This window comes from Methylobacterium sp. Leaf108 (assembly GCF_001423265.1).
Classification (GTDB): domain Bacteria; phylum Pseudomonadota; class Alphaproteobacteria; order Rhizobiales; family Beijerinckiaceae; genus Methylobacterium.
Genome location: NZ_LMND01000008.1, coordinates 83,327 through 98,693, shown reverse-complemented (window position 1 = coordinate 98,693; position 15,367 = coordinate 83,327). Strand labels below are relative to the sequence as shown.

General features: G+C 69.1%; 13 protein-coding genes. 7 read left to right on the top strand and 6 right to left on the bottom strand.

Annotated elements, in window-relative coordinates; translation table 11 throughout:
• Nucleotides 1–130: 130 nt before the first annotated feature.
• Nucleotides 131–1,024 carry a 3-hydroxyisobutyrate dehydrogenase gene (gene mmsB / locus ASF39_RS07420; RefSeq protein ID WP_056282333.1) on the bottom strand — a complete coding sequence of 298 codons (894 nt, stop codon included), beginning with the start codon at nucleotides 1,022–1,024 and terminating at the stop codon, nucleotides 131–133.
• Nucleotides 1,021–1,956 (bottom strand): LysR family transcriptional regulator, encoded by a 936-nt coding sequence (locus tag ASF39_RS07415; protein ID WP_056282330.1) that lies wholly within the window; start codon nucleotides 1,954–1,956, stop codon nucleotides 1,021–1,023. The genes mmsB and ASF39_RS07415 overlap by 4 nt, the downstream gene beginning before the upstream one ends.
• A 139-nt stretch (nucleotides 1,957–2,095) precedes the next feature.
• On the opposite strand from ASF39_RS07415, the gene ASF39_RS07410 reads away from it, so the two are divergent.
• The 7 genes from ASF39_RS07410 (at nucleotide 2,096) to ASF39_RS07380 (ending at nucleotide 9,843) form a co-directional block, all read left to right on the top strand.
• Nucleotides 2,096–3,265, top strand: a complete 1,170-nt coding sequence (locus ASF39_RS07410; protein ID WP_056282327.1) for an iron-containing alcohol dehydrogenase — start codon at nucleotides 2,096–2,098, stop codon at nucleotides 3,263–3,265.
• 26 nt (nucleotides 3,266–3,291) lie between these two features.
• Nucleotides 3,292–4,818 carry a CoA-acylating methylmalonate-semialdehyde dehydrogenase gene (locus tag ASF39_RS07405; RefSeq protein ID WP_056282324.1) on the top strand — a complete coding sequence of 509 codons (1,527 nt, stop codon included), beginning with the start codon at nucleotides 3,292–3,294 and terminating at the stop codon, nucleotides 4,816–4,818.
• Nucleotides 4,819–5,114: 296 nt separating this feature from the next.
• Nucleotides 5,115–6,275 (top strand): ABC transporter substrate-binding protein, encoded by a 1,161-nt coding sequence (locus tag ASF39_RS07400; RefSeq protein ID WP_055887484.1) that lies wholly within the window; start codon nucleotides 5,115–5,117, stop codon nucleotides 6,273–6,275.
• Between the two features lie 181 nt (nucleotides 6,276–6,456).
• Complete coding sequence (locus tag ASF39_RS07395; RefSeq protein ID WP_055887328.1) at nucleotides 6,457–7,212, top strand: ABC transporter ATP-binding protein; 756 nt, start codon at nucleotides 6,457–6,459, stop codon at nucleotides 7,210–7,212.
• Nucleotides 7,213–7,237: 25 nt separating this feature from the next.
• On the top strand, nucleotides 7,238–7,960 hold the full coding sequence (locus ASF39_RS07390) for an ABC transporter ATP-binding protein (RefSeq protein WP_056282321.1): 723 nt from the start codon (nucleotides 7,238–7,240) through the stop codon (nucleotides 7,958–7,960).
• A gap of 4 nt (nucleotides 7,961–7,964) precedes the next feature.
• Nucleotides 7,965–8,852, top strand: a complete 888-nt coding sequence (locus tag ASF39_RS07385; RefSeq protein ID WP_055887319.1) for a branched-chain amino acid ABC transporter permease — start codon at nucleotides 7,965–7,967, stop codon at nucleotides 8,850–8,852.
• Nucleotides 8,853–8,880: 28 nt separating this feature from the next.
• The gene (locus ASF39_RS07380; RefSeq protein WP_055887481.1) at nucleotides 8,881–9,843 is read left to right on the top strand and encodes a branched-chain amino acid ABC transporter permease; all 963 of its coding nucleotides are present in this window, start codon (nucleotides 8,881–8,883) and stop codon (nucleotides 9,841–9,843) included.
• Nucleotides 9,844–10,068: 225 nt separating this feature from the next.
• Here the strand turns inward: ASF39_RS07380 and ASF39_RS07375 are convergent, their stop codons facing one another.
• The 4 genes from ASF39_RS07375 to ASF39_RS07360 all read right to left on the bottom strand — a co-directional run bounded on the left by ASF39_RS07375 (nucleotide 10,069) and on the right by ASF39_RS07360 (nucleotide 15,223).
• Nucleotides 10,069–10,791: an ABC transporter ATP-binding protein gene (locus ASF39_RS07375; RefSeq protein ID WP_055887316.1), complete on the bottom strand. Its 723-nt coding sequence runs from the start codon at nucleotides 10,789–10,791 to the stop codon at nucleotides 10,069–10,071.
• Nucleotides 10,784–12,829, bottom strand: a complete 2,046-nt coding sequence (locus ASF39_RS07370) for a branched-chain amino acid ABC transporter ATP-binding protein/permease (RefSeq protein ID WP_056282318.1) — start codon at nucleotides 12,827–12,829, stop codon at nucleotides 10,784–10,786. The genes ASF39_RS07375 and ASF39_RS07370 overlap by 8 nt, the downstream gene beginning before the upstream one ends.
• Before the next feature lie 75 nt (nucleotides 12,830–12,904).
• Nucleotides 12,905–13,777 (bottom strand): branched-chain amino acid ABC transporter permease, encoded by an 873-nt coding sequence (locus ASF39_RS07365; protein WP_055887306.1) that lies wholly within the window; start codon nucleotides 13,775–13,777, stop codon nucleotides 12,905–12,907.
• Nucleotides 13,778–14,005: 228 nt separating this feature from the next.
• The gene (locus ASF39_RS07360; RefSeq protein WP_056282314.1) at nucleotides 14,006–15,223 is read right to left on the bottom strand and encodes an ABC transporter substrate-binding protein; all 1,218 of its coding nucleotides are present in this window, start codon (nucleotides 15,221–15,223) and stop codon (nucleotides 14,006–14,008) included.
• Nucleotides 15,224–15,367: the final 144 nt, after the last annotated feature.

Below are 15,367 nucleotides of genomic sequence, written 5' to 3'. Positions count from 1 at the left end.
CAGGTTCAAATCCTGTCCCCGCAACCAAAATCATTACCCCATACACACACCGAACCATACGAAAGCCGGCCCGCCAAAAACGGGCCGGCTTTCGTGTGTCTTGGGCAAAGTAAAATGATGGGAACACCGCTCATTCCGTGACGCCGTTGTCCCTCAGATGACGAACGATGCCGGAAAAGTCGGTTCCTCCCTCGCCGGCTGCGACGAAGGCCGCGTAGAGCCTTTCCGCTGCCGCCCCCAGCGGCGTCGGCGAGCCGGTCGCCGTGGCGGCATCGGCGGCCAGCCGCAGGTCCTTGAGCATGAGGGCTGCGGCGAAACCCGGCCTGTAGCCGTCGTTGGCCGGTGACGTCGGCACCGGGCCCGGCACCGGACAATAGCTGGTGAGCGACCAGCACTGCCCCGAGGAGGTCGAGGCGACGTCGAACAGGGCCTGATGCGACAGCCCTAGCCGCTCGGCCAGGACGAACGCTTCCGCGACACCGATCATCGAAATGCCGAGCAGCATGTTGTTGCAGATCTTGGCGGCCTGACCCGCGCCGCCGGCGCCGCAATGGACGATCCTCTGGCCCATCGCCTCGAGGACCGGCCGGCCCCGCTCGAGAGCCGCCCCCGATCCGCCGACCATGAAGGTCAGGGTCGCGGCCCTGGCCCCGCCGACCCCGCCCGAGACGGGAGCGTCGAGGCCGAGGTGGCCGCCCTCGGTGGCGAGCGCATGGGCTGCACGTGCGCTGTCGACGTCGATGGTCGAGCAGTCGACGAGCAAGGAGCCGGGTGAAAGGTGAGGCAGCATGTCGGTGAGAGCGGACAGCAGATGGCGACCGCTCGGAAGCATCGTCACCACCACGGCCGCCTGCGCCACGGCTTCGTGCGCGGGCGCGATCCCGATGCCCGCTTCGCGTGCCGCGGCGCAGGCGTCCTCGGATGGATCGAAGCCCATGACCCGGTAACCCGCCCGCACGAGGTTGGCGGCCATCGGGCCACCCATGTTGCCGAGACCCAAGAAAGCGATAGCGGTCGGCGTCATGACGGTCCTTTCGGATGATGTGTGGGTGAGCGGCCGAGGAAGAGGTCGCTGGCGGCCTCGACCTCTTCGCGAATGAAGCGGCGGGCGGCGCGCACGCGCGCCGTTTCGGCGACGTCGGCATGCGTCACCAGGGAGTAGCTGCGCCGCAGGCAGATGTCGCCCGGAAGCACGCGCGTCAGCTCCGGATGCCGCGCGGCCATGAAGGCCGGCAGCACGCACAGACCGTGGCCGGACAGCGTCGCCTCCATCTGCGCATGCAGGCTCGAACTCTGGACACGGGCCTTGATGCGGCGACCGCCGACCTCGTCGAGGTAGTCGAGGCCCCGCATGAAGACGAGGTCGTCGATGTAGCCGACGAAGGTGTGCCCGGCGAGATCGGCCCGGGTCGCGATCGGTGGATGGGCCGCGAGATAGGTGCGTGCGCCGTAGACGAACAGCACGTACTCGGTGAGGAGCTCTCGCACGAAGCGCCCGCTCTGGGGCGGATCGAGGGTCACGGCGATGTCGGACTCGCGCCGCGACAGGGCGACGATCTGCTGGATCGCGATGAGCTCCACCGCGAGGTTCGGGTTGGCCTGCGCGAACCGCGGCAGCCGTCCGGCGAGGAAGAAGTTTCCGAAGCCCTCGAGGGTGCTGATCCGGACCGTGCCGGCCACCGCGAGATCCGCATCGGCCACGTCGCGCTCGGCCTTCAGGGCCTCGGCCTCGATGGATTGCGCCGAGGCCAGCAGCCGCTCGCCGGGTTGGGTGAGGTTGTAGCCGCGCGGGTTGCGCTCGAACAGCTTGGCGCCGAGCGCCGCCTCCAACCCCGTGATGCGGCGGCCGACCGTGGCATGGTCGGTGGCCAGCCGCTGCCCGGCGCCCGAGATCGTGCCGGAGCGGGCGACGGCGAGGAAGAACCGCAGGTCGTCCCAGTTGAAGGACTTCGGCATCGGGTCGCGTATTTCCGCACAGATACTGCGCGAGAGTTCCCGTGTCTGTGCGCGGGTGTCAATGCTAACGTCGTCTCGACAAGGCGCGCCGTCCGGCTATCGGAAGAGAGTCGCGTCATACGTCGAGGGAGATGAAGCCATGGCAGGAGCGGCCATCGCGCTGCCGCGGGTGCTGCGCATCGGTGCGGGCACGCTCGGCGATGTCGGCGACGTCCTACGCGATCTCGGAGTGTCCCGCCCTTTCGTCGTCACCGATCGGTTCCTTGCCGGCCAACCGGCCGCGAACCGCCTGACGGCGGCGCTCGCGGGTGCCGGGATGACCGCCACCGTCTTCGCCGATGCCATTCCCGATCCGACCGAGGCCTCCGTCGCCCTGGCGCTGGCCGCGATGGGCGACGGCCGGCACGATTGCGTCATCGGGTTCGGTGGCGGCAGCCCGATCGATACCGCCAAGGCGGTGGCCGTGCTCGCCGCGCGCGGCGGCGGGCGGATGCGGGCCCTCAAGGCGCCGCACGTGGAGGACCGGGCGGGCCTTCCCGTCATCGCGATTCCCACCACCGCCGGCACCGGCTCGGAGGCGACCCGCTTCACCATCGTCACGGACGAGGCCACCGACGAGAAGATGCTGTGCATCGGCCAGGCCTACCTGCCGGTCGCGGCCATCGTCGACTACGAGCTCACCCTGTCGAAGCCCGCCAGGCTCACCGCCGACACCGGCATCGATGCGCTGACCCACGCTATCGAAGGCTACGTGTCCCGGCGCGCCAACCCGTTCTCCGACGGCATCGCGCTCCTGGCGATGAAAGCGATCGCGCCCAACCTGCGCACGGTCTTCCGCGAGCCCGGCGACCGGCCCGCCCGCGAGGCGATGATGCTCGGCGCGCTCCAGGCCGGGATGGCCTTCTCGAACGCCAGCGTCGCCCTCGTGCACGGCATGAGCCGGCCCATCGGCGCGCATTTCCACGTCGCCCACGGCCTCTCGAACGCCATGCTGCTGCCGGTGGTCACCGCCTTCTCCGCCAGCGCCGCCCCGGCGCGCTACGCCGATTGCGCCCGCGCCATGGGCCTGGCGAGCGCGGCGACGGACGATGCCGAGGCCGTAGCGCGTCTGGTGTCCGAGCTGCGCCAGCTCAACCGCGATCTCGAAGTTCCGAGCCCCCGCGCCTACGGCCTCGACGAGGGCCGCTGGCGGGCGCTGATCCCGGTGATGGCCGAACAGGCCCTGGCCTCTGGCTCGCCGGCCAACAACCCGCGCATCCCGTCCGCTGCCGAGATCGCGACCCTCTACGAACAGGCCTGGGAGGCCTGACCGCTCACAGTCGAAGGACGCCCGTCATGGCCTCATCCGCACATCAGCAAGCTTCCACCCGGATCGTCCCGCATTTCGTCGGCGGCCAGAGCGTCGAGGGACGTGGCGAGACGCGGGGAGAGGTCTTCGACCCGGCGACCGGGGCGGTGACCGCCCATGTCCCCTTCGCCACGGCGGCCGAGGCGGCTGCGGCGATCGAGGCCGCGGCCAAGGCGTTCCCGGCCTGGTCGGCGACGCCGCCGCACATCCGCGCCCGGGTGCTGTTCCGCTTCCGCGACCTCGTCGACCGCAACATCGATCGCCTGGCCGCCATCATCACCTCCGAGCACGGCAAGGTGCTGTCGGACGCTCGCGGCGAGGTCATCCGCGGCCTCGAGGTGGTGGAGTTCGCCTGCGGCATCCCCCAGGTCCTCAAGGGCGAGATCTCGGAGCAGGTCGGCCGCGGCGTCGACGTGATCAGTGCGCGAGAGCCCCTGGGCGTGGTGGCCGGCATCTCGCCGTTCAACTTCCCCGCCATGGTGCCGATGTGGATGTTCCCGGTGGCCCTGGCCTGCGGCAACACCTTCGTGATGAAGCCCTCGGAGAAGGACCCTTCGCTCGCCGTCGAACTGGCGCTGCTCCTCAAGGAGGCGGGCCTGCCCGACGGCGTCTTCAACGTGGTGCACGGCGACAAGGTGGCGGTGGACGTGCTCCTCGAACACCCCGAGGTCCAGGCGATCTCCTTCGTCGGCTCCACCCCCATCGCCGAGCACATCTACAGGACCGGCACCGCCGCCGGTAAGCGCGTCCAGGCGCTCGGCGGCGCCAAGAACCACATGGTGATCATGCCAGACGCCGACCTCGACGGCGCCGTCGACGCGCTGATGGGGGCGGCCTACGGCTCGGCCGGCGAGCGCTGCATGGCGATCTCGGTGGCCGTCCCCGTCGGCAAGGACACCGCCGACGCCCTGATCGAGCGGCTGGTGCCGCGGGTCCGCGCCCTCAAGATCGGCCCCGGCACCGACGGGGAAGCCGAGATGGGCCCGCTCGTCAGTCGCGCGCATCTCGACAAGGTCTCGTCCTACATCGACACCGGCGTCGAGGAAGGGGCGAACCTCCTGGTCGACGGGCGCGGCCTGTCGCTGCAGGGCTACGAGCAGGGCTTCTACATCGGCGGATCGCTGTTCGACGGGGTCCGCCCCGACATGCGGATCTATCGCGAGGAAATCTTCGGGCCGGTGCTGTCGATCGTCCGCTCGGCCACCTTCGGCGAGGCGCTGGAGCTCGTGAACGCGCACGAGTTCGGCAACGGCACCGCGATCTTCACCCGCGACGGCGGCATCGCCCGCACCTTCATGACGCGGGTGAAGGCCGGCATGGTCGGCATCAACGTGCCGATCCCGGTGCCGATGGCGTTCCACTCCTTCGGCGGCTGGAAGCGTTCGCTGTTCGGCGACCACCACATGCACGGTCCCGAGGGCGTCCGATTCTACACCCGCCTCAAGGCCACCACCGTGCGCTGGCCGGACGGGGCGGGCCTGGGCGCCGAGTTCACGATGCCCACCATGAGCTGACGAGCGTCCCTGGGCCGGCTCCGTTCGCGCGGGGCCGGTTTTCTTCCGGGATGGCGTGTGTTTTTCTCGTGACGTCCAGCGCCATCCGGCGCGAAAATGGTCTAGCTTCGACGGTATCGGCGTATCGCGGCCCCCTCGCGACTGCCCAAGAGAATCGCGGACCCGAAAAGGGACGCCTCAAGCACCAGAGGGCCGGCCGACGAGCCGACGCCCCGACCGGAGGAACATCGATGGGACAGGTCAATCTCGGACTCGCCTGCGTTGCGAGCCTGGTCGCCGCCACCGCGCTGACGCCGATGGCGGCCACGGCGCAGACGATCTCCGACGGAACCGTCAAGATCGGCATCCTCAACGACCAGTCCGGCGTCTACGCCGAGTTCGGCGGGCGGTCCTCCTTCGAGGCCGCGCGCATGGCCGTGGAGGACTTCGGGGGCAAGGTGAACGGCGTTCCCGTCGAGGTGATCACCGCCGACCATCAGAACAAACCCGACATCGCCTCCTCCATCGCCCGCCAGTGGTACGACGTCGACAAGGTCGACGCGATCATGGAGCTGACCACCTCGTCGGTGGCGCTGGCCGTGCAGGGCATCTCCAAGGAGAAACGCCGGATCGACATCGTGACGGGGGCGGCGACCACCGAACTCACGGGCAAGCAGTGCAGCCCCTACGGCTTCCACTGGGTCTACGACACCCGGGCCCTGGCGGTGGGCACCGGCGGTGCGCTGGTCGCCCAAGGCGGCAACTCCTGGTTCTTCCTCACGGCCGATTACGCCTTCGGCTACTCGCTGGAAAGCGAGACCACCAAATACGTCAAGTCGAAGGGCGGCGAGGTCAAGGGATCGGTCCGCCACCCCTTGAGCGCCAACGACTTCTCCTCGTTCCTGCTCCAGGCCCAGGCCTCGGGCGCCAAGGTGGTCGGCCTCGCCAACGCCGGGCTGGACACCGCCAACGCCATCAAGCAGGCCTCCGAATTCGGCCTGGTCCAGGGCGGGCAGCGCCTCGCCGGCCTGCTGTTCACCCTCGCCGAGGTCCACGGTCTCGGCCTCAAGGCGGCCCAGGGCCTGACGCTGACCGAAGGCTGGTACTGGGACCTCAACGACGAGACCCGGGCGTTCGGCAAGCGCTTCCAGGAGCGCGCCAAGCGCATGCCGAACATGATCCACACCGGCACCTACTCGGCGGTGACGCACTACCTCAAGGCCGTCCAGGCCGCGGGCACCGACGATGCGGAGGCCGTCGCCAAGAAGATGCGCGAACTACCGGTGCAGGACGTCTTCGCCAAGGACGGCCGCGTCCAGGCCAACGGCCGCATGGTCCACGACATGTACCTGTTCGAGGTGAAGAAGCCCGCCGAGAGCAAGGGCCCCTACGACTACTACAAGCTGTTGGCCACCATCCCCGGCTCCGAGGCCTTCGGCAAGGCCGAGGACAGCGGCTGCCCGTCGATCGGGCAGTGATGATGGCGGGGGTCGGCGTAGGTATCCCTTCCCCCCTGAGGGGAGGGGGAAGGGGCGGCCGGGCGACCCATGCTCGAGCCCGGTGGAACCACCCCCACGTCCAACGCCTCTCCGCGAAGGGGAGGAGCGGGGCGTGCCGATCCATCGGAATCGAGATCCGGTCCGGCGAAGGCCCGTCACGATGACCACCGCCCCCATCCTCACCGCGACCGGCCTGAAGAAGGAGTTCCGCGGGTTCAAGGCCGTCAACGGCGTCGATCTCTCGATCCGGGAAGGTTCGATCCATGCGCTGATCGGGCCGAACGGGGCCGGCAAGACCACGGTCTTCAACCTGTTGACCCAGTTCCTCAAGCCGACGGCCGGGCGGGTGGTCTATCGCGGGCGCGACATCACGGCCCTGCCGCCGGCCGATGTCGCCCGCCTCGGGCTGGTGCGCTCGTTCCAGATCTCGGCGGTGTTTCCCAAACTCACGGCGCTCGCCAACGTCCGCGTCGCCCTGCAGCGGAAGGCGAGCCTCACGACACAGTTCTGGCGGTCGAGCCGCGTCCTGTCGGGGCTCGACGACCGCGCCCGCTCGCTTCTCGCCGACGTCGGCCTCGAATCGCACGCCGGCTCCGAGGCCGCCGATCTCTCCTACGGCCGCAAGCGCGCCCTGGAGATCGCCACGACGCTGGCGCTCGAGCCCGACCTCCTGCTCCTCGACGAACCGATGGCGGGGATGGCGCACGAGGACATCGGCCGGGTGAGCGAGCTCATCCGCACCGTCGCCGTGGGCCGCACCGTCCTGATGGTCGAGCACAACCTGTCCGTGGTGGCCGACCTCTGCGACCGGGTCACGGTGCTCGCCCGCGGCGAGGTCCTGGCCGAGGGAAGCTACGACGCGGTCAGCCGCGACCCGCGCGTGCGCGAGGCCTACATGGGGTCCGAGGATGCTTGACCTGGGCGCCCACGACCCCGTGCCGATGGCGGCGGTCGCTCCCGCCGGCCCCGCTCTCCTCGACGTCGCCGGCCTGCACGCGTGGTACGGCGAGAGCCACGTCCTCCACGGGGTCGACCTCAACGTCCGCCAGGGCGAGACCGTGTGCCTGCTCGGCCGTAACGGCGCGGGCAAGACCACGACCCTGCGCTCGATCCTCGGCGTCGTCGGGCGCCGGGACGGCAGGGTGAGCTTCGACGGCCGCGACCTCACGCGGATGCCGTTGCACGGCCCGGCCCGCGCCGGCCTCGCCTACGTGCCGGAGAACCGGGGCATCTTCGCCGGCCTCACCGTCGCCGAGAACCTGATGCTGCCGCCCAAGGTCGCCGAGGGCGGCATGAGCGTGGAGGAGATCCACGCGCTGTTCCCAAACCTGAAGGAGCGCCGGTTGAGCCCCGGCACCAAGCTGTCGGGCGGCGAGCAGCAGATGCTCGCCATCGCCCGGGTGCTGCGCACCGGGCCGAAGATGATCCTCCTCGACGAGCCCACCGAGGGGCTGGCCCCCGTCATCGTCCAGCGCATCGCCGCCGCCCTCATCCAGCTCAAGGCACGGGGCCTCACCGTTCTCCTCGTGGAGCAGAACTTCCGCTTCGCGCGCCGCGTCGCCGACCGCTTCTACGTGATGGAGGGCGGGGTGGTGGTCGACGCGTTCCGCTCCGACGAGGTCGAGGGCCGCCTCGACCGGCTTCACGAACTGCTGGGTGTCTGACGCGATGACGACGATCTTCGGCGTACCGATCCAGGCCCTGCTCGGACAACTCCTGCTCGGGCTCATCAACGGCTCGTTCTACGCGATGCTGAGCCTCGGCCTCGCGGTGATCTTCGGTCTCCTGCGGGTGATCAACTTCGCCCATGGCGCGCAGTACATGCTCGGCGCCTTCGTCGCCTGGCTGCTGCTGGAGCACCTCGGGATCGGCTACTGGTGGGCGCTGCTCGTCGCCCCCCTGGTCGTCGGGGCCGCCTCCCTGGTGGTGGAGCGCGCCGCCCTCTCGAAGCTCTACGACCTCGACCCGCTCTACGGGCTGCTCTTCACCTTCGGGCTCGCCCTGACGATCGAGGGCGCCTTCCGCTGGCAGTTCGGTGCGGCAGGGCAGCCCTATGCGACGCCCGACGAACTCGTCGGCGCCAAGAACCTCGGCTTCATGGTGCTGCCGATCTACCGCGGCTTCGTGGTCGTCGCCTCGGTGGTCATCTGCCTGGCCGTCTGGCTCCTGATCGAGCGCACCAAGTTCGGTGCCTACCTACGGGCCGCCACCGAGGACCGGACGCTGGTGCAGGTCTTCGGCGTGAACGTGCCGCGCCTGCTGACGCTGACCTACGCCCTCGGCGCGGGTCTCGCCGGTCTCGCCGGGGTGCTGGCCGCGCCGATCTACCAGGTCAGCCCGCTGATGGGCTCCAACCTCATCATCATCGTCTTCGCCGTCGTCGTGGTCGGCGGCATGGGGTCGATCGGCGGCGCCATCCTCACCGGCTACGCGCTGGGCGTGCTGGAAGGCCTGACGAAGGTGTTCTATCCGCCGGCCTCCAGCATCGTGATCTTCGTGGTGATGGCCGCGGTGCTCCTGGTGCGCCCGGCCGGCCTGTTCGGACGAGAGGGCTGATCCCATGGATGCGCGGCCGACCGACCTCATGCCCGCCGCCGCGGTGCCCGCGCGCCGGTCCGACTTCAACCGCGCGCTCTACACCGGGCTGGCGGTGCTCGGGCTCGCCTGCATCGTCGCCGCGCCGTTCGCGATCTATCCGGTCTTCCTGATGAAGATCCTGTGCTTCGCGCTGTTCGCGGCGGCCTTCAACCTGCTCATCGGCTATGTCGGCCTGCTCTCGTTCGGGCACGCGGCCTTCTTCGGCGGAGGCGCCTATGCCAGCGCCCACGCCCTCAAGGTGTGGGGCTGGCCTCCGGAACTCGGCATCCTGTTCGGGGCCGCGGTCGGTGCGCTCCTGGGCCTCGTGATGGGGTTCTTCGCCATCCGCCGGCAGGGCATCTACTTCGCGATGATCACCCTGGCCCTGGCGCAGATGGTGTTCTTCGTGTGCCTGCAGGCGCCCTTCACCGGCGGCGAGGACGGCATCCAGAACGTGCCGCGCGGGTTCCTGCTCGGCGGCCTCATCGACCTCTCGGTGAACCTGAACCTGTACTACGTGGTGCTGGCCATTACCGCCTTCGGGCTGTTCGCGGTCTGGCGGGTGGTGCATTCGCCCTTCGGCGCGGTGCTGCAGGCCATCCGCGAAAACGAGCCGCGGGCGATCTCGCTGGGCTACCGGGTCGACCGCTACAAGCTCGGTGCCTTCGTGATGTCGGCCGGCCTCGCCGGCCTCGCCGGCGGCACCAAGGCCCTGGTCTTCCAGCTCGCCACCCTCACCGACGTCGCCTGGCAGATGTCGGGCGAGGTGATCCTGATGACGCTGCTCGGCGGGATCGGGACGCTGCCGGGACCCGTCGTCGGCGCGGCCCTCGTGGCCGCCCTGGAGCACTATTTCGCGACCTCGTCCTTCCCGGTCACCATCATCACCGGCCTCGTCTTCATGGCCTGCGTGCTGCTGTTCCGGCGCGGCATCGTCGGCGAGGTCCTGCATCGGCTGCGGCGGCGCTGACGGGCCGAGTGCAGGCGGCCGGATCGGAGCCTCCTGTCGACACGGCGACGATTCCGACCGCGACCTCACCCCGCGGCCTCCGTTTCGCTCCGGCACCTCGGAATGAGGTCCGTAGGCTGGGACGCTCCGTTCCTCGGCCGAAGCGACCGCGCCGATTCGGCGCGATCGTCATCTCCCGTCCGCGGCCGAGGCGATCGCCGGATGCGGCCTCGGCCGGTCCTCGGATCAGTGGCCGCCGCCGAGGTAGGCCGACTGGACGGCCGGATCGTTGCGCAGCTGCGCGGCCGGGCCCTGGAAGCGGATGCGGCCGTTCTCCAGGACGTAGGCATGATCGGCCACACCGAGAGCCGCCATGGCGAACTGCTCCACGAGGAGCATCGTCACCTGTTCCTCCTTCAGCCGCCGGATGGTGCGGAACACCTCCTCGACGAGCTTGGGCGCCAGGCCCATCGAGGGTTCGTCGAGGAGCAGGATGTCGGGACGCAGCATCAGGGCCCGGCCCATCGCCAGCATCTGCTGCTCGCCGCCCGAGAGGGTGCCGGCGAGCTGGCTGCGCCGCTCCTTGAGGCGCGGGAACAGCTCGAAGGCCCGGTCGCGGTCGGCCCCGACGTCGCCCTTCGGGCGCGAGCCGGTCAGGCGCGGGAAGGCGCCGAGCGTCAGGTTGTCCTCGACGCTCAGCGTCGCGAACACCCGCCGCCCCTCCGGCGAATGGGCGAGGCCCGCGCTCGCCACGTCGTGGCTCTCGAGGCCGCCGATCTCGCGCCCGTTGAGGCGGATCGAGCCGCTGCGCGGGCGGATCATGCCCGAGAGCGCCCGCATCGTGGTGGTCTTGCCCGCGCCGTTCGAGCCGATCAGCGTGACGACCTGGCCCTTGAGCACCTCGAACGAGAGGCCGTGGAGGACCTCGATCTGGCCGTAGCCGGCCGAGAGATTGGTGACCTCAAGCATGGACGGGCTCCTGGTCCGAGACCGGGCTGCCGAGATAGGCCTCGATCACCTTGGGGTCCTTCTGGATCTCGCGGGCACCGCCCTCGGCGATCTTGTGGCCGAAGTCGAGGACGCTCACGCGGTCGCACAGCCCCATGACCACGTCCATGTGGTGCTCGATCAGGATCACCGTGATGCCGGCGTCGCGGATCTTGCGGATGATCGTGGTGAGGTCGGCGATGTCGGGGGCGGTGAGGCCCGCCGCCGGCTCGTCGAGCAGGAGCAGCACGGGATCGAGGGCGAGGCCGCGGGCGATCTCGAGCAGGCGCTGCTTGCCGTAGGGGAGGTTGCGGGCCTCGACCTGGGCGAGGCTGCCGAGCCCGACGAAGTCGAGGATCGCCATGGCGCGGACCCTGGCCTCCTTCTCCTCGCGCCGCCGCCGGGGCGTGCTCAGGATGGCGTCGACGATGTTGCCCTTGAAGGCGTGGTGGAGGCCGACGAGCACGTTCTCCAGGGCCGTCATCTCCCGGAAGAGCTGGACGTTCTGGAAGGTGCGCGCCACACCCGCCGCGGCGATGTCGGAGGGCGTCTGCCCGTCGAGGCGCTTCGTTCCCGCCACCGTGGCCAGGGTCACCGATCCGCCGGTGGGTTTGTAGATGCCGGTGAGCACGTTCATCATCGTGCTCTTGCCCGACCCGTTGGGGCCGATGAGCCCGTGGATCGTGCCCGGCCGCACGGCGATGTCGACCCCGGCCAGCGCCTTGAGGCCACCGAACTGCATCAGCACGGAGTCGATCCTGAGGAGCGGATCGGCGTCCGCCCCGCCGCGCTGGGCGACGAGGGCGGCGCCCTCGCCCGTCAGGGTGCGCCCTTCGGCGGTGTGGGCCGGGCGCAGGGCCGGGATCTTCTCGCGCAGGAAGCCGACGATGCCGTCGGGCAGGTAGTAGACCACGAACAGGATCATCAGGCCGAAGACGGTGAGGCGGAAGTCCGTCACCGACTGCAGGGCCAGCGTCGCGGGGAAGAACAGGACGCAGAGCACCACCGGCACGAGGATCGTGAAACGGTTCTCCTGCTTGCGCAGGAAGGCGAGGCCGCCGACGATCAGGGCGGAGAGGGCGATGACCCCGGCCATGATGCGCACGAGCTCGATGTCGGCCAGGATGTTGGGCATCATCACGATGATCGCCGAACCGATCAGCGGCCCGGCCCGCGACTTGCGCCCGCCCATCGTCACCGCGAGCAGGAACAGCACCGTGAGCTCGAACCCGTAGGAGTTGGGGGCGACGTAGCGCTCCGACCACGCGTACAGCGCACCCGACAGCCCCGCGAGGGCGGCCGAGATGACGAAGGCGTAGACCTTGTAGCGGTAGACGCTCACGCCCATGCAGTCGCAGGCGATGGGTGAATCGCGCAGGGCCTCGAAGGCGCGCCCGAACGGCGAGCGCACGATGCGGTTCACGACGACGATGGTCAGCAGCAGTGCGGCGCAGACGAGATAGTAGAACTCGAGCTTGCGCCCGGCCGCCCCCCAGGGGGCCTGCATCCCGATCAGCGAGAAGTCGAGGACGCGGACCGGCGGCAGGGTGATGCCCAGGGGGCCGTTGGTGAGCGGCGTCAGCTCGTTGATGAAGATCTGGACGATGGTGCCGAAGGCGAGGGTCACCATCGCCAGATACGGTCCCGTGACGCGCAGGGCCGGCACGGCGAGCAGGAGGCCGAACAGCGCGGTGACGCTGATCCCGGCGAACAGGCCGTACCAGAGGCCGAGCTTGAAGTGCAGGAACAGGACGGCGGCCGAGTAGGCGCCGACCCCGAACAGGCCCGCGTGCCCGAGGCTGACCTGGCCGGTGTAGCCGACCACGATGTCGAGCCCGAGGATGAGGATCGCATAGATCGCGATCACCACGAGCAGGTGGATGTAATACGAGCTCGTGACCACGTGCGGGAAGGCGACGAGGAACACCACGAGCAGGAGCGCGCCGAGGAGGCCGATGGATTTGCTCGGCCGGGGCGCGGTCGCGGGTGAGGCCGCGGGGGCGACGGTCGTTTGTGCCATGGCGTCAGGCTCCGGTCCGGCGGGGGCGAACGGACCTGGAGCGGCCGCGACAAAGGGGGGCGAAGGATGTCACGCTCAGACCTTCTTGATCACGGCCTTGCCGAACAGCCCGACGGGGCGGATCGAGAGGACGACGAGGAGGAGGATCAGACCCGGCACGTCCTTGTACCCGGTCGAGATGTAGAATCCGGTCAGCGTCTCGGCGACGCCGAGGATCAGGCCGCCGACGATGACGCCGAGGCCGGATTCGAGGCCGCCGATGATCGCCACGGCGAAGGCCTTGAGCGCCAGCACCGAGCCCATCGTGGCGCCCGTGAGTGTCACCGGGGCCACCAGCACGCCGGCGAAGGCCGCCGTCATCGCGCTGATCGAATAGGACAGGGTGATGATCTTCTGGGTGTTGATGCCCATCAGGCCGGCCGCGTCGATGTCGTTGGAGGTGGCCACCACCGCCTTGCCCCAGATCGACTTGCGGTTGAAGATCTCCACCGCGAGCATCATCAGCAGGGCGCCGCCCACGATCAGCAGTTCCATCGGCAGCACGCGGGTGCCGCCGACCTGGATCGCCTCCTCGCTCAACGGCGAGGGGAACTTGAGGTCGTCGCGGCCCCAGATGTTCTCCGCCACGTTGCGGAAGATGATGCCCAAGGCGATGGTCGCCATGATCCATCCGTACTCGGACTTGATCTTGACGGCCGGGCGCACGCCGAGCCGCTCGACGACCGCGCCGAGTGCGAAGCCGAACACGAGGACCAGCGGGATCATCAACCAGTACCCGACGAACGGGACCATGGTCAGCCCGAACAGGGCACCGAGCGCCAGCGCCTCGCCCTGTCCGAAGTTCAGCGTCTTCGAGGTGGCGAAGGTGAGCTGATAGCCGAAGGCGATGGCGGCGTAGATCATGCCGACCGCGACGCCGGAGGCGATGAGCTGGAGGAAAATGGCCATGGGGTGCCTTACCGGGGAGAGCGAGACATCGTGGAGGCGTCCCGAAAGCGGGGTTTGCGGGGGATGCGGTCACCGGTTTCGAGGTGAACCGGGGTCTACGCCAGAGGCGGCGGCCCGCCGCCCCGGATTTGGCCGGGGGCGGCGGGCCGACGGCCCGTGCACGGCTGCGGGCGGGCGGGTCGTTTCGGAGCCCCTGTGGCTACGGAGGACCCGCCCGCATCGTGCCGTTCAGTTCGCGGACTTTTCCTTCACGCGGACGACGCCCGCGTTCTTGGCGTCCTCTTCCTTGGCGTAGACGATCTTGCCGTCCTGCACCTTGCCGAACACCACCATGTTGCGGGTGATCGCGTTGTGGTCCTTGGCGCTGAAGGGCTTCTCGTAGGTGGTGACCACGCCCTCGACGCGCTCGTTGAGGTTTTCCAGGGCGGCCCTGATCTTGGGCCCGTCCGTGGACCCGGCCTGCTTGATCGCGGCGGCGAGGAGGAAGACCGAATCGTATCCCTGGGCGCCGGCCACCGGCGTCGGGATCTTCGTGACGCCGTAGGTCTTGTAGTAGTTCTCGAGGAAGTTCTTGCGCTTGGGCAGCGTGCGATCCTCGATGAAGGTCTGGGGCATGGTCACGCCGTTGCCGTTGGCGCCGGCGATGTCGAGGAAGCTCTGCATCGAGGACGGCCACGACGTGATCATCGGGACTTTCCAGCCGAGCTTGGCCATGCCGTTGGCGATCTGCGCCAACTCGGGGCCGATGCCGTAGGCCAGGATGACGTCGGCGCCGGCCTGCTGCGCCTTGAGCAGCTGGGCCGTCATGTCGACGTCCTTGATGTTGAACTTCTCCACCGTGACGGGCTTGATGCCCTTGGTGGCGAGGTACTTCTCGATGTCCTCGCGGCCGAGCTGGCCGTAGTTCGTCGAGTCCGCGAGGAGGGCGATCTTCTTGAAGCCCTGCGAGACGGCCTCGTCGACCATCATGCCGGCCTGGAGCACGTCGTAGGCCGAGTTCCGGAAGACGTAGTTGGCCTCGTAATCCGGCTCCTTGAACTGGTTGGTGATGATCGTCCCGGTGGCGACGTTGTTGAACACCGGGATCTCGGCTTCCTGGTAGAAGCGCTGCGCGGCGAGTGCCACGCCGGTGTTGATGAAGCCGATGGTCGCGACGACCTTTTCCTTGTTGATCAGCTCCTGCGCCACCTGCGCGCCGACCTCGTTCTTGGCCTCGTCGTCGCGCTCGACCAGCAGCAACGGACGGCCGAGGACGCCACCGCCCTTGTTGATCTCGGCCGCCGCGAGGCGGGCCGCATCGCGCATCGACACGCCCATCGCCGACGATCCGCCCGTGTAGGGGCCGGTCACGCCGATCTTGATGGGGTCGGCCGCCTGCGCCGGGGTGAGGCCAAGCGCCGTAGCGCAGGCCAGCGCGCCCATGAGCGCGCGTCTGCTGACTGTCATCGTTTCCTCTCCGCGATACCGGCCGGCTGCCCTTCGAGGTGGCATTCCCGGTCTGGTGTACATTATATTTGGGCGATGTGCCGTGACACTGTCAAGCTCTTAACGCGCCATCGTTTTCTTGGCTATTATTGCCCTCGCGGCGAC

Excerpts from the sequence above, each read along its gene's own strand:
- mmsB (WP_056282333.1), bottom strand. The coding sequence starts at position 1,024 with ATGACGCCGACCGCTATCGCTTTCTTGGGTCTCGGCAACATGGGTGGC.
- ASF39_RS07415 (WP_056282330.1), bottom strand. The coding sequence starts at position 1,956 with ATGCCGAAGTCCTTCAACTGGGACGACCTGCGGTTCTTCCTCGCCGTC.
- ASF39_RS07410 (WP_056282327.1), top strand. The coding sequence starts at position 2,096 with ATGGCAGGAGCGGCCATCGCGCTGCCGCGGGTGCTGCGCATCGGTGCG.
- ASF39_RS07405 (WP_056282324.1), top strand. The coding sequence starts at position 3,292 with ATGGCCTCATCCGCACATCAGCAAGCTTCCACCCGGATCGTCCCGCAT.
- ASF39_RS07400 (WP_055887484.1), top strand. The coding sequence starts at position 5,115 with ATGGCGGCCACGGCGCAGACGATCTCCGACGGAACCGTCAAGATCGGC.
- ASF39_RS07395 (WP_055887328.1), top strand. The coding sequence starts at position 6,457 with ATGACCACCGCCCCCATCCTCACCGCGACCGGCCTGAAGAAGGAGTTC.
- ASF39_RS07390 (WP_056282321.1), top strand. The coding sequence starts at position 7,238 with ATGGCGGCGGTCGCTCCCGCCGGCCCCGCTCTCCTCGACGTCGCCGGC.
- ASF39_RS07385 (WP_055887319.1), top strand. The coding sequence starts at position 7,965 with ATGACGACGATCTTCGGCGTACCGATCCAGGCCCTGCTCGGACAACTC.
- ASF39_RS07380 (WP_055887481.1), top strand. The coding sequence starts at position 8,881 with ATGCCCGCCGCCGCGGTGCCCGCGCGCCGGTCCGACTTCAACCGCGCG.
- ASF39_RS07375 (WP_055887316.1), bottom strand. The coding sequence starts at position 10,791 with ATGCTTGAGGTCACCAATCTCTCGGCCGGCTACGGCCAGATCGAGGTC.
- ASF39_RS07370 (WP_056282318.1), bottom strand. The coding sequence starts at position 12,829 with ATGGCACAAACGACCGTCGCCCCCGCGGCCTCACCCGCGACCGCGCCC.
- ASF39_RS07365 (WP_055887306.1), bottom strand. The coding sequence starts at position 13,777 with ATGGCCATTTTCCTCCAGCTCATCGCCTCCGGCGTCGCGGTCGGCATG.
- ASF39_RS07360 (WP_056282314.1), bottom strand. The coding sequence starts at position 15,223 with ATGACAGTCAGCAGACGCGCGCTCATGGGCGCGCTGGCCTGCGCTACG.